The sequence below is a fragment of the Helicobacter sp. NHP19-003 genome, from assembly GCF_019703305.1.
GTDB classification, from domain to species: domain Bacteria; phylum Campylobacterota; class Campylobacteria; order Campylobacterales; family Helicobacteraceae; genus Helicobacter; species Helicobacter gastrocanis.
This window is the reverse complement of sequence record NZ_AP024814.1, coordinates 1,206,579-1,229,309: the sequence shown is the minus strand read 5'-3', so window position 1 is coordinate 1,229,309 and position 22,731 is coordinate 1,206,579. Positions and strand designations below refer to the sequence as shown.

Here is a 22,731-nt window from a genome sequence, read left to right as displayed (position 1 = left end):
AAAATTTGCACTTATACAAAAATACAATCTGTCCTTGGGATTTGAGGGATGTTAACGATGATTAGAGCCGTGCTGGGTAAAATTATAGGCACAAGGAATCAACGAGAGATTAAACGCTACCAAAAGCAAGTGGCGCTGATCAATGCTCTAGAGGTTGAAGTGCAAGCTTTAAGCGATGCAGAGTTGCAAGCACGCTTTTTTGGCTTGAAAGAGGCGGTGCAAAAGGGAGAAAAAGATTTACAAGAGGTCTTGCCCTTAAGTTTTGCGATCACTAGGGAGGCTTCCAGACGCATTTTGGGCATGCGCCACTTTGATGTGCAGCTCATTGGGGGCATGGTCTTGCACGAGGGCAAGATCGCCGAGATGAAAACGGGCGAGGGCAAAACTTTAGTGGCAACCTTAGCCGTAGCCCTAAACGCTTTGGGCGGACACAGCGTGCATGTCGTGACCGTGAACGACTACCTCGCCCAAAGGGACGCAACCCAAATGCAACCCTTGTATAACTTTTTGGATTACAGCGTGGGCGTGGTTACGGGAGGCGTGGGCGATGAGGAACGCTTAGAAATTTATGCCAACGACATTGTCTATGGCACAAACAACGAATTTGGCTTTGACTACCTTAGGGATAACATGAAGTACTCCCTAGAGCAAAAGGTGCAAAAAGAGCACGCTTTTGCGATTGTGGACGAAGTGGACTCAATTTTGATCGATGAAGCGCGCACGCCTTTAATCATCTCAGGCCCCGTGAATCGGCGCATGGAGAATTACGAGCGCGCCGACATGGTCGCTAAGAACATGCAAGCGGAGGTAGATTTCACCATTGATGAAAAAAATCGGGTGGTCTTGATCACCGAAGAGGGCATCAGGAAAGCTGAGGAACTCTTTGGGGTGGACAATCTCTACAGCTTGGAAAATGCGATTTTGTCGCACCACTTAGACCAAGCTCTAAAGGCGCATTATCTCTTTGCACGGGATAAGGACTATGTCGTGTCTAATGGCGAAGTGGTGATTGTGGACGAGTTTACAGGGCGGCTAAGTGAAGGGAGACGCTTTAGCGAGGGCTTGCACCAAGCTTTGGAGGCGAAGGAAAAAGTTGGCATTAAAGAGGAGAGCCAAACTTTAGCCGACATCACTTTCCAAAATTATTTTAGGCTGTATGCCAAACTCTCAGGGATGACAGGCACGGCACAAACAGAGGCGACCGAGTTTTTAGAAATCTATCATTTAGAGGTCGTGTCTGTGCCGACCAATTTGCCCGTCCAGCGCAAGGACTTAAACGACCTGATTTATAAAAGCGAGCGGGAGAAATTTGAGGCGGTGGTGGCCAAAGTGAAAGAGTTGCACGCTGTGGGTCAGCCCGTGTTGGTGGGCACGGCGAGCATCCAAAAGAGTGAGGCACTGCACGCCTTGTTGCAAAAAGAACGAATCCCCCACACCGTGTTGAACGCCAAACAGCACACCAAAGAGGCAGAAATCATCAAGGATGCAGGACTTAAGGGGGCAGTAACGATTGCCACGAACATGGCGGGGCGGGGCGTGGACATCAAGATCAGCCAAGAGATCAAGGACTTAGGGGGGCTTTACATCATCGGCACAGAGCGCCATGAAAGCCGCAGGATCGACAACCAACTAAGGGGACGCTCTGGGCGGCAAGGCGATCCGGGGGTGAGCCAATTTTACTTGAGCCTTGAGGATGGTCTGCTTAGAATCTTTGGCAGCGATCGCATCAAGGGAGTGATGGAGAAATTAGGTTTGCAAGATGGCGAGTACATCGAGTCTAAGCTTGTTACCCGCTCTGTGGAGAACGCCCAAAAGAAAGTGGAAGCCCTGCACTTTGAGAGCCGCAAACACTTGCTAGAATATGACGATGTCGCCAACGAGCAGCGCAAGACCGTCTATAAATTCCGCAACGAACTTTTGGACGAAAACTACGACATCAGTGCGCGCATTGCCGAAAACCGCCAATACGCCGTGGCACGGATTTTAGAGAATAACCAAGCTTTTAAAGAGCAAGATTTTTCAAGCGAAGACTTGGAAAACGCCAAAAACGCCCTGCAAGAGGAGTTCAACACACAAATTGACTTTTCTCCCTTGCAAGAGCGGGATTTTAATTCTGTAGAGAACTTCATTTTAGAGGCTCTAAAAGCGCAGTACGCCGCCAAAATGGCGCATGTGGAGGATTTGAACCGCATCGAGCGGGTGGTGTATCTGCAGATTTTAGACAATGCGTGGCGCGAACACCTCTACACAATGGATAATTTAAAAACGGGAATCGGGCTTAGGGGCTATAACCAAAAAGACCCCTTAGTGGAGTATAAAAAAGAGAGCTACAATCTCTTTTTAGAGCTCATCGACTCCATTAAAGTGGAGGCGATCCGCACTTTCTATAAACTTGAGCTAGTCGCCAACACTCCTGAAGACACCGAGCGCTTTTTAAGCGGGCTAGAGGAGGATCAGCTAGAGCTGAGCTTTAACAATCAAGACATTGAGGCAGGGCTTAGTGATTGGGGCGAGTCCAAACCCAAGAGCATCGCCCGCAACAGCCCCTGCCACTGTGGCAGCGGCAAAAAGTATAAAAATTGCCATGGCAAGAGCGGGCCCAAAAAAGGGATTTTTGCCACACAGAACAAAAACACGGATGCCTAACACCTCTTTAGTGGCGTTCTTGGTACGCCGCTATTTGCGCTTCGACAAGACCCAACCCTTCATCAGCATCACAGCGATTTTAGCTTTTTTGGGCGTGGGCGTGGGCGTGATGGTGTTGATCGTGGCGATGGCAATCATGAATGGCATGAACGCTGAGTTTGAAAAAAAGCTCTTTGTGATGAACTACCCACTCACACTTTACGCCACAAGCTACTATGGCATAGAGCAAAAGACTTTAAACGCCCTAGAACAACGCTTCCCCACCTTACGCTTTAGTCCCTATTTGCAAAGCCAAGTTGTGGCGCGTTTTAACGGCATGCTAAGTGGCGGTATGCTCTTTGGTGTGGAAATAAACAAGGAAATCCAAATCAACAACATTTTAAAAAAGGGGTTAGAGGGGGTTAATTTACAAACCTTTAAGCAAATGCCTTTTAATTTAGTGGCGGGCAAGGGCTTCAAAGACTCCCTACTCTTAGGCAACACGCACAGCATTGATTTATTTTTTACGAAGTTAGAACCCACAGGTTTTGTGCTTTCCCCGACCGTGAAGCGCTTCCAGCTCAAAGGCTTTTTTGAATCGGGGCTAAAGGCTTATGATGGCAGTTATTTATACACGAACATAGAAGCCTTGCAGGCAATTAGGGATTTGCCAAAGGGGGTGTATGACGGCGTGCATGTCTATTCCAAAACTCCCATGCAAGACATGGAGAAAATCAAGCAAGCCCTCAAAGAAATCCCCAACAATGGGGTGGACATTGAGGGGTGGTGGCAACAAAATGGCAACTTCTTTTCGGCAATGGCGCTAGAAAAACGCGCCCTTTTCATTGTGTTGATGTTGATCATCTTAATGGCGAGTTTAAACATCATCAGCTCGCTGTTGATGGTGGTGATGAACCGCCGTAAAGAAATTGCCTTGCTGTTAAGTTTGGGCGCGACCACTAAAGAAATCCAAAAGAGCTTTTTTGCTTTAGGGGCGGTCATTGGCGTGGGGGGGATTGTGCTGGGCGTGCTCTTGGCCTTTTTGGTGTTGTGGGTGCTGGCCACCTTTCCCATCATCTCCTTGCCCGCCGATGTTTATGGCATGGACAAACTGCCCCTAGATTTGTCAGCAGTGGATTTTTTCAGCACACTTATTGGGGCGCTCATCATTGTCGCTCTGTCATCGCACTACCCTGCCCGCAAGGCAGCGGGTGTAGACGCTTTATCCATTTTGCGTAATGAATAGCCGTTTACCATTATTAAGTTGCTTTGTGTTAGAATCAAGCTGTTCCTTGTTTATTTTTAACGGGACGAATTCTAGTGGAGAAACGCCTTGAAGAACATCTATGTAGGGAATTTGGTTTATAGCGCAACAAATCAAGAGGTTGAGGAGCTCTTTAGTCAGTTTGGTGCTGTAAACTCTGTGAAGTTGATCCAGGATCGCGAAACCAAAAGACCCAAAGGGTTTGGTTTTGTAGAAATGGAGGACGAGGGCGCACAACAGGCCATCGCCAAGTTAGACAACACAGATTTTATGGGGCGCACCATTCGGGTTACAGAGGCTAATCCGCGCAAATAAACCCTAGCCCAAGAAGGCTTTGCGCTTTTTGAGCCTATGGTAGGCGAGCGCAAAGCGATGCGCTTCATCTCTCAATTTTTGTAGGAATTGTAGCCGTGCATCTTGCACCTTTAATTTCCAAGTTTGCGACACGCCATAGATTGTATCTGCCACATCCCCGCCCCCCCGTTTTGCTCTTTTGTCCACTTTCTCTTTGGCTAAAGCCACCACCGCCACACTAACCCCAAAACTCTCTAAGATTTGCATGGCCAACAAGGCTTGCGCGCGTCCGCCATCTAAGAGCCACAAATCAGGCAAGCCCCCTTGTTTTACGCGCCGCTCCAGCATTTCGTGCATTTGGGCGTATTCATCGCTGCCTTTTAGGCTATAACGCCGATACGCGCTTTTAAGCCACTTGCCCCTAGAGTACACCACCATCCCCCCCACGCAAGCACTTTGGGCATGGTGGCTCACATCAAAAACCTCAATGCGCTTAGGCGGTTTAGCAAGCCCTAAAAGCTCTTGCAAAGCAAGCTCCATTTGCATTTCTGGCTGTTCTGTGCGCTTCAACAAGGTGCGCACCGCTTGCCAATAATCCCTAAAAATCGCCGCTTCTTCAAATCTTTCTTGCGTGGCTAGGACACGCATGCGCTCTTTAAGCCGAGCGCATAATTTGTCTTTATGCTCTAGCAAGTCTAGGGCTTCTTGCACGAGGGGGGCGTATTCTTGTGGGCTTACCTTGCCCGTGCAAGGGGCTAAACAACGCCCCATTTGGTGGAAAATGCAGGGCTTTTTGCCCCTTAAACAACTCTTGCTTTGCACGAGGGGGATTAAGGCTTGCACACTCTCTAGGAGCCCTAAAGAGGCGAGGCTAAAAGGTCCAAAGCATTTATGCCCTGCTAAAGGCTCTCTTGTGCGCTCTAAGGTGGGGTAGGGCTGACTTAAATCTAGGCAAATGTAGGGGTAGGTTTTGGAGTCTTTTAGCAAAACATTGTATTTGGGTTGCTTGGTTTTAATGAGTTTATTTTCTAAAAGCAGGGCTTCTTCTTCGCTGTTTGTGGTTTGTATCTGCAAATAGGCAATCTGTGAAACCATGCGCTGGATACGGACACTATTTTTAGAATTGGGGGTAACTTGTCCGCCTTGTACCCTAAAGTAACTCAAAATGCGCTTTTGTAAGTTCTTCGCCTTGCCCACATAAAGCAAGTCATCTTTAGAGTCAAAATACAGATAAACCCCACTTGTAGTGGGGAGGTTTTCAAGGGTTTTGCGATCCATGGTGCTTTTTAATACAAGTGCGGATATCTTCTAAAATGGCTCTTAACTTAGGGTCTTTAAAGGGGTTTTCAAAATCACCCATGGCGCACTCGTTGTAGTAGAGTTTGGGGGGTTTGGCTTCAAAATCTTGCTGTATGCGCCTGGGCAAATAGCTTTGCACTTCTGTGGGCTTGATGGGTATGTCTAATTTCGCAGCGGTTTTTAAGAGAAAGGGAGCAAAGCAGCCCTTTTGCCCGTTGAAGTAATTGTAAGCACTCGGGTGTTTAAAGACAAGCAAGAGTTTAGAATTCTTCATTACAATGGAGCGCAAACCGACCCGAATCCCATCGGGAAGACACAATTTTAATTTATCAAGTTGCAGGCGCACTTTTAGAGGGGTTAAGTAGGGCTCTTGCAAGAGTTTGGAGAAGATATATTGCGCATCTTTCATACGCTTATTTTAGCATGTTTGCTTTCAGGCTGTGGCTTTAAAGCTCCCCCTTTTACAAGACCAACAAACCCCCGCCACAAAGCCCCAAGCCCCCACGACACAACACACCATTCAAGAGGAATAGATTTTAGGTATAATGGGGGTTTTAGCGGAGAAAAGCATGTTTGAGCCCTATCCTTTTGAACGCCTACGAGAGTTGCTGAAAGATTGCAAACGCGGGGGCTTGCCTTTAGATTTGTCTATCGGCGAACCGCAGTTTGAAACCCCCTTGAGTGTGCAAGACACCTTAAAAGCCCACACTCACGAACTGCGCTTTTACCCCAAAAGCTCAGGTGAGGACTTTTTAAAAGAGGCGCAAATGGCGTTTGTCAAAAAACGCTTTGGTGTGGATCTATCCAAAGAGCAAATCATCCCCACTTTTGGGTCTAAAGAGGTGCTTTTTAGCCTGCCTATTTTTTATCTGCACGATAAAGAAAATCCAAAAATCGCCTTTGCCAACCCTTTTTACCAAGTCTATTTAGCCAGCGCACGGGTGGCACGGGCACAAGTGGTTTTCATGGATTTGAGTCTAGAAAACGACTTCACGCCCACTTTAGAAGAAGAAACCGATCTAGTCATTTTAAACTCGCCCAACAACCCTACCGGACGCACGCTGGATTTAGAGGAGCTCAAAGAGTGGGTGCTTAGGGCATTGGACGAGGATTTTCTCTTAGTCAATGATGAATGTTACAGCAACATCTACGCCCAAACGCCCCCCCCGAGCGTTTTGCAAGCGTGTGTGGAAGTCGGCAACACAGACTTTAAAAATGTCCTTGCCATCAACTCCCTTTCTAAGACTTTGAGCGCTCCCGGTCTTAGGAGTGGCTACATCGCCGGGGACGCTGCGATTTTAAAGCCCTATCAAGTCTTTAGAAGTTACAGCGGTTGCGCCCTGCCCTTGCCCCTGCAACACGCGAGTGCGGTCGGGTGGCTGGATTTGAAAGCCCAAGAGCGCATCCGCCATATTTACGCCAAAAATCTCCATTTAGCTCAAGAGATTTTAGGTGTGGCTGTGTATCCCACCAGCTTTTATGTGTGGCTAGAGGTGCAAGATGGGCAGGCATTCACCAAGCACCTTTACACCACAGAGGGGCTAAAGGTCTTGCCCGGGGATTTTCTAGGCTATGACAACAGCCCCCACACAAAGGATTTTGTGCGCGTGGCCTTGGTTTATGCCCCGGACACCTTAGTCCCCGCCCTAAACGCCCTGAAAAACGCCCTAGACAGCTATTCATGCTAGATCGCCCCATCCACACCTATAAAATCCACTTCATCGGGATCGGGGGGATTGGCATTTCAGGGCTAGCCAAGTATCTCAAGGCACAGGGGGCGGTGGTGAGTGGCTCAGACATCGCTAGAAGTTCTATCACCGACTATCTAGAGAGGCTAGGCATCCCGATTACGATCCCGCATGATCCAAGCGCGCTCACTGACCAAGAGGTGGTGATACACTCGGCCATCATCAAGGTGGATAATGTAGAGATCGTGGCGGCTATGGAGAAAAATTGTGTGATCCTTTCACGCAAACGGGCACTAGAATATATTTTGGGCGATAAACGGGTGTTTAGCGTGTGCGGGGCACATGGCAAGAGCAGCACGAGTGCCATGCTCGCCGCTCTGTTGCCCCACTTTGGCGCGATCATCGGGGCGGCTTCCAAAGCCTTTGGCTCAAATGTCAGAGAGAGCCAAAGTCCTAGCCTCGTCTTTGAAGCAGACGAGTCGGATCAGAGTTTTTTAAGCTCTAATCCTTACTGCGCTTTGGTTACGAACGCTGAGGTGGAGCATTTAGAGGGGTATAACTACGATTTGAAGGCGTTTTATCAGGCCTACACCGACTTTATACAAATGGGGCAAAGGCGGGTCATCAACATAGAAGACCCCTTTTTAAAGGGCTTGGAACTAGAGGCGACCCGCCTAAATCCGAGCGAGGACATCAGCGAAATCACCTACTTTTTAAAAGAGGACGAACCTTACACCCGTTTTAAACTTAGAGATTACGGCGTGTTTGAGGTGTGGGGGCTGGGCGCACACACAGCCAGCAACGCTGCCCTAGCCGTTTTAGCCGCCCTAGAGGAGTTGCCCCTAGAGGAGTTAAGAAAAAATCTTTTGGACTTCAAGGGCATTAAAAAACGCTTTGACATTTTGCAAAAGGGGGAGTTTGTGCTGATAGACGACTACGCCCACCACCCTACAGAGATCGCCGCCACTTTGCAAGCTTTGCAAACCTACGCCGACTTGAAGGGCTTAAAAGAGGCAATTGTCTTTTGGCAACCGCATAAATTCTCCCGTCTGTTTGACAATTTAAAGGGCTTTCAAGAGTGCTTTAACCACTCGATCGTAAGCCAACTGTACATCTTGCCCGTGTGGCGGGCGGGCGAAGCCCCAAGAGAGCTAGACATGCAAGCCTTGTTTGGGCATTTAGAGCCCACCTTTATTGACCGCCTTTGGCGCACAAGTGAGGGGCTAGAGCTGTTCGTGCAAGGTGTGAAAATCCGCACACTCAAAAAGGGGCTAGCCATCGGCTTTGGAGCAGGGGACATCACCACGCAAATTAGAGGGGATTTATGAGCGGGTGGATTGTTTTAGGCTTAGTCCTTGTGCTGTTGTGGTTTTTACTTAAAGACTTTTTTGCGCGGGGGTTTAAGCAGAAAATCGCCGTGGTGGTGTTTTTAGGCGTGCTTGCCGCGGGGCTTGGGCTTTACACCTACCGACAAGACAAGATCAATAAAGAGCAGATTGCCCTGCAAAGGGATTTTTTGCGGGGCGTGGTGCTTGATTGTAATGGGGTCAAGGTGAGCCAAAAGGATTTTAGCCTCGTGGCGGGGACTTTAAGTTTTCTTGGCAAACAAAACACCCCCATGCAGGGTGTATTGGTGGACCTGCAAAGTTGCCAAAACACCAAATGATCGCCACTAAACTCGACTTAGCCCTCTTTTTAGAGCAATTCAAGCGCTTTCTAGCCCGCCCTAAAGAGATCGCCTTCAACTTCCCCGAAACCACTTGGGCGCATTTGCAAGAATTAGAGAATCTAGAAATCCCCCAGCCCCCCACTGCCCTCTTTAAATGAACCCTTAAAATCCTTTAAAAAAGGGGGGTGTTGCACCTTGAGGTGTTGTTTGCTTTTATCCAAATCACCCGCTATTTTTTACGTCTAAAAAGCAAGTCCCCCCAAATCCCCCACCCTTTACGCATACCTACAAGAGCTAAACATCCCCCAAGAGTTGTTGCAATTAGAAACACACATGCAAGAGGAAGTGGGCTTTAAGAGTGGCTTTTACCCAGAGCTAGACGCACACCAAGAAAGTTTAGAGCGCCTTAAAAAAACGCAACAAAAGATCTTTAGCCAAATTCTGGGGCTAAAATCCTTAGAACCCTACTTAGTCGACCGCCAAGTGCATTTGGTGCAAGGTGTGGAAACCTTGCTATTAAAACCCGGCTTTTCCAGCGTGTTTAAGGGCATTGTGATCGCCCGCTCACACAGCGGACAATTCTACATAGAGCCTTTGGAGGCAAAGACCTTAAGCCATAAAATCCAAGAAACCCGCACCGAGATAGAACATTGTTTGCAACAAATATGCGCCCAATGGAGCGTGAAACTGCGCCCTCTTTTTCTCTTTTTGCGCTTTTTTGATAGGCAATTTGACTATTTAGACCACTTGCAAGCACGCATCAGCTTTGCTAAAAGTTTGGGCTTAAACTTTGTCAAACCCAATGCCAGCGGGCAATTCGTGTTAAAAGACTTCGCCCACCCTAACCTTAAAGACCCCAAGCCCTTAAGCGTGGATTTCAACCACCCTTTGCTGCTCGTTACAGGCGTGAATACGGGGGGCAAGACCATGCTTTTAAAATCCCTGCTTGCGAGTGTGTGGCTAGCCAAACACTTCTTGCCCTTTAAAATCAACCCCCACCACTCCAAAATCCCCTATATAGAAAACATCCAAGCCATCATCAGCGACCCACAAAACAGCCAAAACGACATCTCCACCTTCGCCGGGCGCATGCTCGACTTCACCCACGCCCTAAGCACGCCCAACCTTTTGCTTGGTGTGGATGAAATCGAGCTAGGTACAGATGCGGCAGAAGCTAGTTGCCTTTACAAAGCCCTTTTAGAAAAGCTCATCCATCAAGGGGCGAAAATCGTCGTAACAACCCACCACAAGCATTTAGCTTTACTCTTAGCCAAAAATCCATCCGTACAACTCTTGGCCGCCAACTACGACATCCACGCCCAAATGCCCACCTACACCTTCACCCCCGGGCTTATCGGAAAAAGTTACGCCTTTGAAACCGCCCTGCGCTATGGCGTGCCCGCTGCTTTAATCACAGAGGCCAAAGAGCTTTATGGCACAGAGCAAGAGAATTTAAACGCCTTGATCGAGCGCACCAGTGCCCTAGAGCAGGAATTGCAAGAACAACAAAGTCAGCTCAAAGAAGTGCAAGAGGCGCAAGAGAGAGTCTACCAAGAAAAGCTCGCAAAAATCCAAGAGGCACAAAGAGCCAAAGAAGCAGAACAACATGCCCTAGAGCAAAGCTACAGCAAAGCCCTTAAGCAAATGCAAGAGGCGATTAGGGAGTTGAACCACAGTCACAACACCAGCCACGCCCACCAACAAATCCAAGCCATCCAAGAAAGCTTAAAACGCCCCAAAGCTAAAGCCCCCACCCTAAAAGAGAACAAAGCCCTAGAAGTGGGTGATTTTGTGGGCTATGGCAAGTTGAGTGGGGAGATTGTCGCAGTGATCGGGGGGCTTTACAGCGTGGCGTTAGAAAATGGGCTCAAAATTAAAGTCAAAGCCGAAAGCCTCAAATTAAAGCCCAAGCCCCAAGCCCCAAAGCCAGAGGTGCAAATCAAACAAAAACCCCAAGCTAAGGGGCAAATGCGTTTGGATTTGTGCGGGCTAGACACCCAAGAAGCCCTAGAGCAAGCCCAAGACTTCTTAGCCAATGCCCTACTAGCGGGCTTTGAAGAGGTGTTGATCGTGCATGGCAAGGGCAAGGGGATTTTAAGAAACGCCCTAAGAGAGTGGCTTAAAATTCACCCCAAAGTTCTAGAATTTGGCGATGCTCCCTACAATTTAGGCGGCTCTGGGGCACAGGTTGTGAAGTTATAGAATTTGACTTCATGGCTCTTTATGGAGGGTGAAGCCATGCGTGTACGCTACCTGCAACGCCTGGAGAAAACCCGATAAACCCTAAGGTTTACCCACACAGCGTATAATCCGGTTTCTCAAACCCTTATAAGGAAAATCCATGCCTCTCGTCCCCGGAATTGTCGCCATGCAAGAGGAATTTATCAAATTGCGCCAGCAAATCCACCAGCACCCCGAGCTGGGCTTTGAAGAGCTTAAAACTTCTAAACTTGTGGCAGAGAAGCTCAAAGAGTTTGGCTATGAAGTGCATACGGGTGTGGGCAAAACGGGGGTGGTGGGGGTGCTTAAAAAGGGCGATTCACCTAAGAAAATCGGTTTAAGGGCGGACATGGACGCATTGCCCATGTCAGAAAACAACGACCTGCCCTATAAGAGCCAAAGCCCGGGCAAAATGCATGCCTGCGGGCATGATGGGCACAGTGCATCCTTGTTGCTGGCGGCTAAATATCTAGCCGGCCAAGAGTTTAAAGGGACTCTCAATCTCTACTTCCAGCCTGCCGAAGAGGGCCTTGGGGGGGCTAGGGCGATGCTTGAAGATGGCTTGTTAGAAAAATTTGACAGCGACATGATCTTTGGCTGGCACAATATGCCCCTTGGCACAGATAAAAAAATTTACCTTGAGAGTGGGGCCGTCATGGCAAGTGCAGACAGCTACACGCTAGAAATCAAGGGCAAGGGTGGGCATGGGAGCGCGCCTGAAAAGTGCAAAGACCCCATTGTGGTGGGCGCACTCTTGGTGGTGGCGCTGCAAAGCATTGTGTCTAGGAACATCGATCCCCAGCACAGCGCGGTGGTGAGTGTGGGGGCGTTTAATGCAGGCAATACTTTTAACATCATCCCCGATCGCGCCACTCTACAATTAAGCGTGCGTGCTTTAGACAATGAGAGCCAAGAGATCACCACCAAACGCATTGAAGAGATCGCACAGGGCATCGCCCTAGTCTATGGGGTGGAGATTGGGATCACAAAGCAGGCTGTCGCCACCATTATGTTTAATGACCCCAAAGCCACGGCCTTTGCCCAAGAGGTGGCGCTGGAAGTCTTTGGTAAAGAGGCTTGTTGTTTTGAATATCCAGCGGCTATGGGCAGTGAGGACTTTAGCTATTTTGCCCAAAAACGCCCCTGTGCCTATGCCTTTTTAGAAAATGAAAACACCCACTACTTGCACACCTCCGGTTATGTCTTTAACGATGCTCTCTTAGTCCGTGCGGCCAGCTATTACGCCCACTTGGTGTTGAAATATTTGCACCCCTAGACACTTAAACTGCGGTGGGGTAGGGGGTTGGTTAGAAACATCAAGACAAAATCTATAAAATTCTATAAAATACTATAAGTTTTTTATAGGTTTATTCTTGCCACAAAAGCCCGAAATTTTGCTAAAAAATAGGCGTTGTCTTTAGTAGGTAGAGTTCCTACCGAATTAACGCCTACGGACATGCGAAAAGCCAAACACTCGAAAACCAAGAGTGTGGCAGGCATGGTTGAACTAGGAATACAGCAGAAATTCTAGCTTTGTAGAATTTTACAAAGTTTTATAGGATTTTATAGGTCTGTAAGAACGGTCTGCACCCTCAAAGTTTGGGCATATCTTAATGGCGATGGGATGTCTAACAGCTCCATAAATTCTAAAACTTAAAAGCACAGGGGTTGTCTACACGGCTATTTTGCCGCGTCTCCAATCTTGTCAAAATAAGCGTGGGTTTTTAGCAAAAGCAGATGCATGCCACTTGCTTATGTCCACACCTGCGCGGCATGGCGTAGTCAAACTTTTTAACTTATCTGCTGCGATCTTGGCTTTGTAGATTTACGGCAGGTGGCTTGCAACTTTTCTTATAGCGTAACAAATTTTAGAATCCCGCGCATGTTTTCTTGTTGTTAGTCTTTTTATTTACACAATTTACACAATTTTTTGATTATCTAATTTTAATTACAATGGGGCTTTGATGAGGAGTGTTCATTGCAATTTTTAAATAGTTTAAAGTTACAGAGCAAGATTATACTGATCATTTCTATCCCTATGGTGGTCTTGTTGTTTTTTATGGTCTGGCAACTGCGCAGTACTTACAATGAGCTCAGCCTCAATAAGGATTTGGCGCGCCAAATAAAGGTGTCTAGGTATATATCTGCGCTGGTGCACGAGATGCAAAAAGAGCGTGGGATGAGCGCAGGGTTCTTGTCCAGCGGAGGGGTGCAATTTGCCGACAAGTTGCCCGAGCAAAGGCAAAACACAGACACAAAATTGGAGGCACTTAAAAAATTTTTAGGTTCTATTTCTGGCCTAGACTCTCGTTACAGGCAGGCTGTGCAAAGCGGGCTTGATTTCTTGGATCAATTGCCCCAAAGACGCAATGCAATGGAGACTAAGGACAAAAAAGCCCTCACCAACAGTGCAATTGCCTACTTCACAAAGGGCATTGACATGTTCTTAGACACCGTGCTCGATTCTATTAAGACCATCCCCAACTCCAAAATCTCTAACGCAGCGATGGAATATATCAGTTTTCTTTACGCCAAAGAAATGTCGGGGCTGGAGCGCGCCACAGCCAACCGCATTTTTATTGCAAACGACCCTACCGATCCGCAATATGCGCATTTCATTGCCCTCATCGCCAAGCAAGAGGTTTTTGAAAAATATTTTCTATCCTTAGGGGATACACAGAGCATCGCCCTTTTTGAGCGTGTTTTGGCAGACTCGAGCTTTAAAGAGGTGGAGAGAATGCGCCAAATCCTCATGCAAAAATATTTAGTGGGGGGGTTTGGTGTAGACCCCACACTTTGGTTTAGCACCATTACAAAGAAAATCGATCTATTGAAACGGGTGGAGGATAGCATCAGTGATCACATCACAAAGCTCGCTAGGGCTGAGATCACAAAAGAAACCCGCTATTTTGAATTGTTAGCGATTTCTGAAGTGCTGATCATTCTTGTAACAACGATCTTGGCTTTCTTGATGATGCGCTACATTTCTAAGAGATTACAAAAGGTCAACAAGACCTTAAAATACATTGTGGACAATAAAACTTTTACAGACAAAATCAGCATCGCTGCCAACGATGAAATCGGGTTTATGGCGCGTTCTGTGAACACATTTATAGAATACATGCGCGACACTTTGCAACGAATCTTCCAGCAGGTGCAGAGCAACACCACCGTTTCTAAGACCTTAAACACCATTTCCATAGGTTTAGACTCCAACTCTAAGCAAATCAAGCAAGTCAGCCAAAACAACACGGATTTAAGCCACGCTAGCCGCCAAGCCTTAGACGAAAGCTTGGCAATGTCGATGTCAACCAAAGAGCTTTTAGAAGGAGTTCTTAACAATGTTAGCGACACTAAAACGGCTGTGGTCGCCATCAACAAACATGTCCAGCACAATGTGGCTAATGAGGAAAACAGCGTGGCACAAATGCAAGCTTTATCCACAGAGGCACAAAATATACGAGTCATTTTAGACACCATCACAGACATCGCCAAACAAACAAATCTACTCGCCCTAAACGCCGCCATTGAGGCCGCCCGGGCGGGCGAACATGGGCGTGGCTTTGCAGTGGTGGCCGATGAAGTGCGGGCTTTGGCTGAGAGAACCCAAAACAGCATTACAGAGAGCGAAGCCATCGTTACAAATATCTTAGAATCCATTGAAAAGATCAATGGGGAGAGGAAAAATAGCCTCCAATTAATGCACGCCCTCACCGAGCAATCAAGCGCCATGCAAGACCATGTCCACCACCTCGCGGGCGTGATCGTCAATGTCGTGGATCAATCTTTGGCGAATCTAGACAACATCAATAAAATCAACAAACACACCACAAGCGTCCTTGAAAATGGGGACAAGATTGCCTCATGCGTGCAGGATTTATTAAAAATCAACGACTCTATGCAAAATTCTTCTCATGAGCTCAACCAACAAACCAACGATTTGAACGGCTTTTTGAGCGCGTTTAAGGTTTAATGCAACACCTGCCCTTGGTCTTGTGTGGCAATTTATAGGCGTACACCCTAAAGTGAGCACTTCAAGAGTGGCGGACACCGACCCGTGGATCACACAAGGTGTCAAGACTTTGGGCTTGCTTAGAAGGCGGGATTTGACAGAGTTTAAGATTACCCTGCATTCTGCAAGCCGCTTAAGCCACGATCTTGCCCACAAGTACCCCCTCTTCATAGGTGTGGCAAAGAGCTTTGTAATGCCCCGGGGGGGTGTGCTCTAATGCACTTTCATTGATGAGAATCTCCCCGTCAATCTCCAAGCCCCAACGCCGATCACGGGCACGCAAAAAGAGATGATCCTCGCTAGCCCCCTCCACGATCACCTCTAAAGTCTGCCCGAGCAGGTTTTGCATAGAGGTTTGCACCTGTTCTTGCACCAAAGCGTTGATGTGATCGAGCCGTTCATTGACAAGCTTGCTCGCAATTTGGGGCATGCCATAAGCCTTAGTGCCCTCTTCTGCACTGAAGGCAAAGAGATTTAAGCGGTCAAAATGAAACTCTTGTAAAAACGCCTCTAGCTCGTTGATGTCGCTCTCTTGCTCGTGCGGGTGGCCTAAGAGCAAAGTAGAGCGTAGAAAGCTGCCCGGCACAGCACGCATGGCTTTTAAAAGCTCTAAATGCTTGGCTTTTGTGGAGTTGCGGCGCATGGTTTTGAGCATGGAGTCTGTGATGTGCTGGATGGGCATGTCAAAGTAATTTGCAAAAATAGGCGAGCTTGCGATCGTTTCAATGAGTTTGTGCGTGGTGGTGGTGGGGTAGAGATAAAAAATCCGAGCACTCTTAAGCACACCCTGCCTGTCGATGGCTTTAATGAGCTGTACTAGCCCCTCTTTTACGCCTTGATCTTGCAAGTAAGAGCTAGAATCTTGGGCGATGAAGCTGATGTCTGTGTAACCCCTTTTGGCCAAGCCCTCCACTTCGTTTAAAATGTCCTCTATACGCTTGCTTTGCAAGCGCCCTTTAAAACTTGGAATCGCACAGAAACTACAATTTTGGTTGCACCCCTCAGACAATTTGACATAGGCATGCACGGATGAGCCGATGATGGTGCGGGCGTGTTGGCTGGCTAAAAAGACTTGCTTAGAAAATTGGCTTTGTTTGTGCGCTAAGAGCGTGTCTATTTGGTCGTAATCGCCCACGCCCGTGAAAATATCGATTTCGGGCAACTCTTTGGCGAGCTCCTCTTTATAGCGTTGGCTAAGGCAACCACTTGCCACGACCAAAGCCCCCTTTTTGCGCCCCTCAATGGCTTCTAGCAAGACTCTAATGCTCTCCTCTTTGGCGGACTTTATGAATCCGCAAGTGTTGACAATGATCGCATCGGCACTGCCCAGATCGCTGGTGAGTTCGTAGTGGGCGAGTTTGCCAAGCATCACCTCGCTATCCACAAGATTTTTGGAGCACCCCAAAGAAACCAAATGTAATTTAGGCAATGTGATCTCCCTGTGTGTCCACCTCCCAAAAGAAGTCGATCCACGATGCCGCCTCTTTTAGGGTGTAATCGGCCTGAAAATGTGCGCTCTTGTGGGCGAAGAGCACCGCACTTTTAAAGTGGGCTGTGGGGTAATGCTCTTTTAGCACCTGCATCACACCTAGAAAACTCCTGCCACTATCCACGATCTCATCCACCACTAAAATTTCTTTGTGGGTGGGCTTGAGCTTGGGGACATTGTCTATGATCAGCGCGCCTTGTTTGCGATCCGTGCCATAAGAGCTGGCGTTGATCGCATACACCTCTTTGGTGTCCCAATAAAGCCCCAAAAAGTGCGCCAAGGTCATGCCACCCCGCAGAATTGACACAATCGCTTGGGGTTTGAAGTTGGCTTCAACCATTTTGGCCAGGTCCACGACATCCTTTCTAAACTCGTTGTAGCCGTAGTAAAGCCGCATTAAATCTCCTTATAGTGGTGTTGCATGAATGCCTTGATCGCCATGCCCTCAAAGCTAGGAAGTAGCCCCAAATCCACGAGGCTTTGCTCTAGGGCGTTTAGCACCCATGCACTTTGATAAACCTCAATGATCCCCATGTGGTTGATGCGTAAGAGATAGTCTTTTAGTGCGTCCTGCCCGCCTGCGACCAAAACCCCGTATTGTTTGTGTAGGTGTTTTCTTATGCGGCTCGCCTGTTCGTGGTAGATCACAGACATGCACAAGGCAGGGGCTTTGGGGTAGATTTTAAGCCCTAGTGCCTCAAGGGCTTTGTTCGTGCTTTCTGCTCTTTTTCTTGTGGCATGATAAAGAGCGTCAAATCCACCCAAATCTTGCACAAGTGCAAAATAGGTCTGTAGCCCCAAAATATGGGAGATGCCCGCCGTGAAAGCGGTGGTGTTCTTTTGTTGGTTTTTTAACTCTAGCTTTAAGTTAAAGTAATAGCCCTTGTCCTCTAGCTTTGAGAGGGCAAAATCACTTAGCCCCAAAAAGCTTAAGCCCACGGGCAACATGAACGCCTTTTGGCTGCCCCCGATCAACACATCGACATGCTTTGTTTGCAAGGGCTCGACCCCTAGAGCGGTGATCGCATCAATGATCGTGATGATCTCGGGGTTGTGGGCTTTGGCGGCTTTGGTGATGTTTTCAAAGTCTAAACGCAAGCCCCCCGAAGAGTCGCACACTTGCAAGGCGATCGCCCGCACACTAGGGTTTGTCTGCAAGGCCTCTAGCACTTGATCGGGGCTAATGGGGGTGTCCCACGCACTTTTAAGCTCCACAACGCCCAAATGGTGCGCCCTGGCGATCTTGCCAAAGCGTTCGCCGAATTTGCCATTATCCAGCACGAGCAAAGTAGGTTGCTCTTTTTTAGGGACAAATTGCAACAACGCTGCTTCCATCGCCCCCGTGCCGCTGCTCACAAGCGTTAAAACCTCAGCAAGCCCGACCATGTCTTTGAGCTGTTGGCGTGCGTAACCAAAGATCGCCTCAAATTCTGGCGTGCGGTGGTGGGGAATGGGTTGGCTTAGGGTGTTGCTGATGGCGGGGTGAATGGGCGTGGGCCCGGGGGTGAAGAGCAAAGTTCGTGTGGGTTTCAAGCGTCCTCTTTTCATGGCGTGTAAGGTTTGAGTATAACATAAACCCGTGGGTTTTGGTGTATAATCGTGTGAAAGGATTTGTATGCGTTTGTGCTTGTCTTTGGCGTTTGTCGCCCTTTTTGCGCCCCCGCTTTGTGCAGAGTATTCTTTACAAGCGATTGATGACGCTGTGCGTGAAATGGCGATTTACCAAGTGGATGTGCGTGAAGACATCGCGCTCTTCAACAACCAACTCAGCTACACCATCGCCCTAAGCCGCAAAGATCACACCATAGAAACCAATCAAGAACGCGACTTGCTCGGAGAGAGTACCATTCTTTACCAAGTCTTGCAAGACTACTACAGCAAGGACTCCGCCCTGTTTGACTACTTAGAAGGTTTGTTTGAAGGCTACAACGCCATTTTAAAGGAAGCCCTGCAAGTCCCCCATTTAGCTCCCCTAATCCCCCTCTTACACGAAATCGTGGACCAACTCCAAACGATGGCAAAGTTAGAGCATAAACTCACCGCTTTAATCAACGAATAGGGGCTAACTCCAAATGGGGCTATACCCCTATTTTCCTAACCCCTTTGGGGGGGTTGGTGTTGTTGCAACATTTGGAGTAAATTTGCCACACCTCCTTTAGAGCTCAGTTTTTTGGCTAGCTGGCTGGCTTGATCGAATCGCTTTAAAATCCGATTGATCTCGGCGACATCTAGCCCTGAACCTAAAGCAATGCGTTTTTTACGGCTGCCATTGAGTAAAGAAGGGTTGTCCCTCTCTTTGGCGGTCATAGAATTAACCATCGCCTTGATCCTTTTAATTTCCGCTGAGTTTTCTAAGTCCGTGCCCTTAAGAGCCCCCGCCACCCCACTAAGCCCAGGGATCATCGACACCAAAGAGCTGATCGAGCCTAGTTTTTTAACCTTTTCTAATTGTTCTAAAAAGTCGTTAAAGCCAAATTGCCCCTTTTTGAGCTTTTTGGAAATGTTTTTGGCCTCTTTGGGGTCGATCACACTGCTGGTTTTCTCCACCAAGCTCACAATGTCGCCCGCCCCCATCAAGCGGTTAGCAATGCGCTCGGGCACGAAAATATCCAAATCGGGGATTTTCTCGCCATGCCCGATGAAGCGCAAGGGGATTTGTAATTGGTGGGCGATGCCTAATGCCACGCCCCCCTTGCTGTCGCTGTCAAACTTGCTTAAAACCACGCCACTAATGCCTATCTGGGTGTGGAAGGTCTGTGCGGAGCGCACCCCGTCCTGCCCGCTCAAAGCATCCGCCACATAAAAGGTTTCTAAGGGCTTTAGCAAGTCTTTAAGGGCCTTAAGCTCGTCCATTAAAGGCTTGTCGATCGCCAAACGCCCCGCACTATCCACGATCACCACATCAAACTGCCCCTCTTTGGCCCGCTCTAGTGCCCCTTTGGCAATGTCTAACACGCTCCCCGCTTTGTGGAAGACTTCTACCCCGATTTGCGCCCCCAAGACTTGTAATTGCTCGATAGCAGCTAACCTCTCTAAATCGCACGCCACCAACAAGACCTTTTTATTACGGGTTTTTAGGTAGTTTGCCAACTTGGCACAAGTCGTGGTCTTGCCCCCCCCCTGCAAGCCACACATCAACACAATCGTGGGCGGGGTGGGGGCATAGACAAAGCCACTAGCCGCCCCCGGCACGCTCAAAATCTCTAATAAGCTCTCTTGCAAAGCGTCTAAAAATTGCTGTTTGCCAATGCCCTTGGCTTTTGTCTTATTCTCTATGTTTTTGACCAACTCTTTAGCAACCTTGTGATGTACATCGTTTCTTAGCAAAGCCTTTTTGAGCTCATCTAGGGCTTTTTCAAGGGCTTTTAAATCGTCTTGGAAGCGGATTTTGCCTAAAGCATTTTTAAAAGATTGGGTTAGGGTGTCGAACATGTTTATCCTTCTAGCATAGAAAGTTCTTTTTGTACTTGGGCTTGTTTTTCTAATAGGGTTTTATTGCGCTCTTGCAAGCTCTCTAGGAGAGCTTTGGGGGCTTTAGCCAAAAATTGCGGATTGTCTAAATTCAACTTTGCCTGCTCTTTTTTGAGCTTCTCTAATTGCCCCCTCAAACGATGGACAAGCCCGCCCACATTTACCCCCTCTAAGCCGACATGCACCACGCCAAGCTCCCCGCGATCGCTGATGGCTTTAGGCGGTTTGCTGGATGCAATTAAAATTGTGGGGATTTTGCTGAGTTTTGCGATGCATTGCAAATCCTCTGTCTCTAGGGGAGTGGTGCTCTCAATGGTGGCGCGCTCAATGGGCGCATTTAGCAAGATTTTAAGCCGCCTTAAAGCCGTGATGCTCTCTTTCATCAGGTTAAAACGCGCCTCTAATTTTGCGTTTTGTGTGGTGTCTTTGGGGTAGGGACTTAACATGATAGACGGGCTGTTTTCTAGCGCGCTCTTGCTTAGGCTTTGGTGTAAATATTCACTCACAAAAGGCATGAAAGGGTGTAAAAGCCTTAGACCCTCTTTAAACACAGAGGCAAGTTCGCCAAAAACTAAAGGGGCTTCTTGGCTGTTCTTGTAAGCCTTAGAAAACTCCAGCACCCAATCGCAAAACTCCCCCCAAAAGAAGCGGTAAATCGTGGTGGCCGCATCGTTGAAGCGGTAAAGCTCTAGGGCGTGGCGTACTTCTTTGGTCGTGGCGTTGAGGCGGGATTTGGCATAAGCCCCCAAACTTGTTTGAAACTCCGTAACTTTTGTCGCTGTCTGTGTGCTTAAGAAAAGGGCGGCGTTGTAGAGTTTGTGGCTAAAGTGTTTGGCTTGCTCTAGCACTTTAGGGTTTAGGCATAAATCCCGCCCTTGCACGCACAACATCGCCAGCGCAAAACGCACCGAGTCGCTCCCATAGGTTTTAATGAGCTCTAAGGGGTCGATCACATTGCCCTTAGATTTACTCATCTTTTCGCCATTTTCATCACGCACCAAAGCGTGTAGGTAAATGTGCTTGAAGGGCAACTTGCCTAGCAAACTCTCCCCACTCAAAAGCATGCGCGCCACCCAAAAAAACAGAATGTCAAAGCCTGTAACCAGCACACTATTAGGGTAAAAGTCCTTTAAGTCATCGGCGTGAAACTTCACGCCCTCAAAGCCCTCAAAGCCCTCTTGCCCAAAGCCCAGCGTGCTAAACGCCCACAGGCCTGAACTAAACCAAGTGTCGAGCACATCGGGGTCTTGTTCTAGATTTGTGTCCCCGCAAGTGGGGCAATGCGTGGGGGTTTCTAGGGGCACGAATTGGTGTTTGTGAGTGCAGGTGAAAACGGGGATACGATGCCCCCACCAAAGTTGCCGGCTGATACACCACGGGCGCAATTCTTGCATCCATGCGTTGTAGTTGTTGCGCCAATGGGGGGGGTAAAATTGCGCCAGCCCCTGCGCCATTTTTTCTATCGAGCCTGTAGCCACTTCTTGCTTGACAAACCATTGTTTAGAGATATAGGGTTCAATGGGGCTCGCACAGCGGTAGCACACGCCCACTTGGTGGGGGTGCTCTTGCACTTCTTGAATGTAGCCCCCCTCTTGCAGTGCCTCTACGATTTTGGGGCGTGCCTCTAGGCGGTCTAACCCCGCAAAGTCCTCCGCATGGGCGTTTAAAACCCCTTGTGCATCAAAAATCACTAAGGGAGTTAAGTTATGTCTTTGGCCCACGCTATAGTCGTTAGGGTCATGCGCTGGGGTAACCTTCACGCACCCACTCCCAAAGCTAGGATCGACATAGCTATCAGCGATGATGGGGATAGGGCGTTGTGTCAAGGGTAATAAGGCATTTTGCCCGATTAAATGCTGGTAGCGTGCGTCTTCAGGGTGCACCATTAACGCCACATCGCCAAAGAAGGTTTCTGGGCGGGTGGTCGCCACCACCACCTCCCCCCCATTTTCCAAAGGGTAGCGCAAATAATACAGCTTGCCTAGTTCCTCTTGATACTCCACCTCGATGTCGGCTAGTGCCCCGTCCTTGCAACACCAATTGATCATGTAGGTGTCTTGCACGATGAGCCCTTGATCAAACCACGCTTTAAAGGCGACCTTGACCGCTTTTTCTAAGCCAGCATCCATGCTAAAGCGCAAGCGACTCCATGCACAAGAGACTCCCAGCTCTTGCATTTGCTCTAAAATCTGCCCCCCGCAAGCCTCTTTCCACTCCCACACTTTTTGGATAAACGCCTCTCTGCCGATTTGCTCCTTTTTCACCCCTTGGGCTAAAAGTTGCTTTTCCACGACATTTTGCGTGGCGATGCCAGCATGGTCTAGCCCGGGTTGGTATAAAACCCGATAGCCGTCCATGCGCTTAAAGCGCACTAAAATGTCTTGCAAGCTTAAAGTGAGTGCGTGCCCCATGTGCAAGCGCCCCGTAACATTGGGTGGGGGCATCATGATCGAAAAAGGGGGTTTAGAATGGTCGCCGTCCACTTCAAAATGACCCCGACTTTGCCAAATTTTATAATAATGCTTTTCTAAAGCGTGCTCAAAGGGGGGGAAGTTCATGAAAATCCTTGGGAGTTTTTGGCTTATTCTAGCTTGAAGTGGCTTAAAAAGGAGAGAACGCATGGCGTTCTTGTCGTGGCGTTTTCCAGAGCAAAAGATTGAAGTAAACCTTGCACCCTAGCTTTGTGCCTTAAATGTGTTC

16 protein-coding genes and 1 pseudogene are annotated in these 22,731 nt (G+C 48.3%); 10 read left to right on the top strand and 7 right to left on the bottom strand.

All coding sequences use genetic code 11. The annotated features are described in order from the left end of the window. The first annotated feature begins 57 nt into the window (after positions 1-57). The 3 genes from secA to rbp all read left to right on the top strand — a co-directional run bounded on the left by secA (position 58) and on the right by rbp (position 4,204). Positions 58-2,646, top strand: a complete 2,589-nt coding sequence (secA, locus tag K6J72_RS06305) for a preprotein translocase subunit SecA (RefSeq protein WP_221279252.1) — start codon at positions 58-60, stop codon at positions 2,644-2,646. Further along, the gene (locus tag K6J72_RS06300; RefSeq protein WP_221281176.1) at positions 2,639-3,871 is read left to right on the top strand and encodes an ABC transporter permease; all 1,233 of its coding nucleotides are present in this window, start codon (positions 2,639-2,641) and stop codon (positions 3,869-3,871) included. The genes secA and K6J72_RS06300 overlap by 8 nt, the downstream gene beginning before the upstream one ends. 87 nt (positions 3,872-3,958) lie before the next feature. Beyond that, complete coding sequence (rbp, locus tag K6J72_RS06295; RefSeq protein ID WP_053825701.1) at positions 3,959-4,204, top strand: RNA-binding regulator; 246 nt, start codon at positions 3,959-3,961, stop codon at positions 4,202-4,204. Between the two features lie 3 nt (positions 4,205-4,207). Here rbp and K6J72_RS06290 read toward each other — a convergent pair whose 3' ends face one another. Both K6J72_RS06290 and K6J72_RS06285 read right to left on the bottom strand, forming a co-directional pair. Next, complete coding sequence (locus tag K6J72_RS06290) at positions 4,208-5,461, bottom strand: excinuclease ABC subunit UvrC (RefSeq protein WP_221279251.1); 1,254 nt, start codon at positions 5,459-5,461, stop codon at positions 4,208-4,210. Further along, positions 5,442-5,891, bottom strand: coding sequence for a hypothetical protein (locus K6J72_RS06285; RefSeq protein WP_221279250.1), 450 nt, complete (start codon positions 5,889-5,891; stop codon positions 5,442-5,444). The genes K6J72_RS06290 and K6J72_RS06285 overlap by 20 nt, the downstream gene beginning before the upstream one ends. Before the next feature lie 160 nt (positions 5,892-6,051). Between K6J72_RS06285 and K6J72_RS06280 the strand changes: the two genes are divergently transcribed. The 6 genes and pseudogenes from K6J72_RS06280 to K6J72_RS06255 all read left to right on the top strand — a co-directional run bounded on the left by K6J72_RS06280 (position 6,052) and on the right by K6J72_RS06255 (position 15,032). After that, positions 6,052-7,170 (top strand): succinyldiaminopimelate transaminase, encoded by a 1,119-nt coding sequence (locus K6J72_RS06280; RefSeq protein WP_260320550.1) that lies wholly within the window; start codon positions 6,052-6,054, stop codon positions 7,168-7,170. Beyond that, positions 7,164-8,498, top strand: a complete 1,335-nt coding sequence (gene murC, locus K6J72_RS06275) for a UDP-N-acetylmuramate--L-alanine ligase (RefSeq protein WP_221279248.1) — start codon at positions 7,164-7,166, stop codon at positions 8,496-8,498. Before K6J72_RS06280 ends, murC begins: the two co-directional genes overlap by 7 nt. Further along, complete coding sequence (locus K6J72_RS06270; RefSeq protein ID WP_221279247.1) at positions 8,495-8,836, top strand: hypothetical protein; 342 nt, start codon at positions 8,495-8,497, stop codon at positions 8,834-8,836. The genes murC and K6J72_RS06270 overlap by 4 nt, the downstream gene beginning before the upstream one ends. Next, positions 8,833-11,041: pseudogene (locus K6J72_RS06265) on the top strand (endonuclease MutS2). The gene K6J72_RS06270 and the pseudogene K6J72_RS06265 overlap by 4 nt, the downstream one beginning before the upstream one ends. Before the next feature lie 139 nt (positions 11,042-11,180). Continuing rightward, complete coding sequence (locus K6J72_RS06260) at positions 11,181-12,335, top strand: M20 aminoacylase family protein (protein WP_221279246.1); 1,155 nt, start codon at positions 11,181-11,183, stop codon at positions 12,333-12,335. Between the two features lie 702 nt (positions 12,336-13,037). Further along, positions 13,038-15,032, top strand: coding sequence for a methyl-accepting chemotaxis protein (locus K6J72_RS06255; protein WP_260320547.1), 1,995 nt, complete (start codon positions 13,038-13,040; stop codon positions 15,030-15,032). Positions 15,033-15,204: 172 nt separating this feature from the next. Here the strand turns inward: K6J72_RS06255 and K6J72_RS06250 are convergent, their stop codons facing one another. Genes K6J72_RS06250 through K6J72_RS06240 form a run of 3 tightly spaced genes read right to left on the bottom strand, consistent with a single transcriptional unit; the run spans position 15,205 to position 18,108 of the window. Further along, positions 15,205-16,440 (bottom strand): MiaB/RimO family radical SAM methylthiotransferase, encoded by a 1,236-nt coding sequence (locus K6J72_RS06250; RefSeq protein ID WP_260320704.1) that lies wholly within the window; start codon positions 16,438-16,440, stop codon positions 15,205-15,207. Between the two features lie 52 nt (positions 16,441-16,492). Continuing rightward, positions 16,493-16,957 (bottom strand): phosphoribosyltransferase, encoded by a 465-nt coding sequence (locus K6J72_RS06245; RefSeq protein ID WP_221279244.1) that lies wholly within the window; start codon positions 16,955-16,957, stop codon positions 16,493-16,495. Continuing rightward, positions 16,957-18,108: a pyridoxal-phosphate-dependent aminotransferase family protein gene (locus K6J72_RS06240; protein WP_221279243.1), complete on the bottom strand. Its 1,152-nt coding sequence runs from the start codon at positions 18,106-18,108 to the stop codon at positions 16,957-16,959. Before K6J72_RS06240 ends, K6J72_RS06245 begins: the two co-directional genes overlap by 1 nt. Before the next feature lie 67 nt (positions 18,109-18,175). Here K6J72_RS06240 and K6J72_RS06235 point away from each other — a divergent pair, with 67 nt between their 5' ends. Further along, positions 18,176-18,619 carry a hypothetical protein gene (locus K6J72_RS06235; protein ID WP_221279242.1) on the top strand — a complete coding sequence of 148 codons (444 nt, stop codon included), beginning with the start codon at positions 18,176-18,178 and terminating at the stop codon, positions 18,617-18,619. A gap of 35 nt (positions 18,620-18,654) precedes the next feature. On the opposite strand, the gene ffh is transcribed toward K6J72_RS06235, so the two are convergent. Together ffh and K6J72_RS06225 are read right to left on the bottom strand one after the other, a co-directional pair. Then, positions 18,655-19,992 (bottom strand): signal recognition particle protein, encoded by a 1,338-nt coding sequence (gene ffh, locus K6J72_RS06230; protein ID WP_221279241.1) that lies wholly within the window; start codon positions 19,990-19,992, stop codon positions 18,655-18,657. Between the two features lie 2 nt (positions 19,993-19,994). Further along, on the bottom strand, positions 19,995-22,589 hold the full coding sequence (locus K6J72_RS06225; RefSeq protein ID WP_221279240.1) for a valine--tRNA ligase: 2,595 nt from the start codon (positions 22,587-22,589) through the stop codon (positions 19,995-19,997). Positions 22,590-22,731: the final 142 nt, after the last annotated feature.

What these genes read in the sequence shown, in the direction of transcription:
- ffh (WP_221279241.1), bottom strand. Translation starts at nt 19,992, where the DNA reads ATGTTCGACACCCTAACCCAATCTTTTAAAAATGCTTTAGGCAAAATC.
- K6J72_RS06250 (WP_260320704.1), bottom strand. Translation starts at nt 16,440, where the DNA reads ATGCTTGGCAAACTCGCCCACTACGAACTCACCAGCGATCTGGGCAGT.
- K6J72_RS06235 (WP_221279242.1), top strand. Translation starts at nt 18,176, where the DNA reads ATGCGTTTGTGCTTGTCTTTGGCGTTTGTCGCCCTTTTTGCGCCCCCG.
- secA (WP_221279252.1), top strand. Translation starts at nt 58, where the DNA reads ATGATTAGAGCCGTGCTGGGTAAAATTATAGGCACAAGGAATCAACGA.
- K6J72_RS06280 (WP_260320550.1), top strand. Translation starts at nt 6,052, where the DNA reads ATGTTTGAGCCCTATCCTTTTGAACGCCTACGAGAGTTGCTGAAAGAT.
- K6J72_RS06285 (WP_221279250.1), bottom strand. Translation starts at nt 5,891, where the DNA reads ATGAAAGATGCGCAATATATCTTCTCCAAACTCTTGCAAGAGCCCTAC.
- K6J72_RS06260 (WP_221279246.1), top strand. Translation starts at nt 11,181, where the DNA reads ATGCCTCTCGTCCCCGGAATTGTCGCCATGCAAGAGGAATTTATCAAA.
- murC (WP_221279248.1), top strand. Translation starts at nt 7,164, where the DNA reads ATGCTAGATCGCCCCATCCACACCTATAAAATCCACTTCATCGGGATC.
- K6J72_RS06290 (WP_221279251.1), bottom strand. Translation starts at nt 5,461, where the DNA reads ATGGATCGCAAAACCCTTGAAAACCTCCCCACTACAAGTGGGGTTTAT.
- K6J72_RS06300 (WP_221281176.1), top strand. Translation starts at nt 2,639, where the DNA reads ATGCCTAACACCTCTTTAGTGGCGTTCTTGGTACGCCGCTATTTGCGC.
- K6J72_RS06245 (WP_221279244.1), bottom strand. Translation starts at nt 16,957, where the DNA reads ATGCGGCTTTACTACGGCTACAACGAGTTTAGAAAGGATGTCGTGGAC.
- K6J72_RS06270 (WP_221279247.1), top strand. Translation starts at nt 8,495, where the DNA reads ATGAGCGGGTGGATTGTTTTAGGCTTAGTCCTTGTGCTGTTGTGGTTT.
- K6J72_RS06225 (WP_221279240.1), bottom strand. Translation starts at nt 22,589, where the DNA reads ATGAACTTCCCCCCCTTTGAGCACGCTTTAGAAAAGCATTATTATAAA.
- K6J72_RS06240 (WP_221279243.1), bottom strand. Translation starts at nt 18,108, where the DNA reads ATGAAAAGAGGACGCTTGAAACCCACACGAACTTTGCTCTTCACCCCC.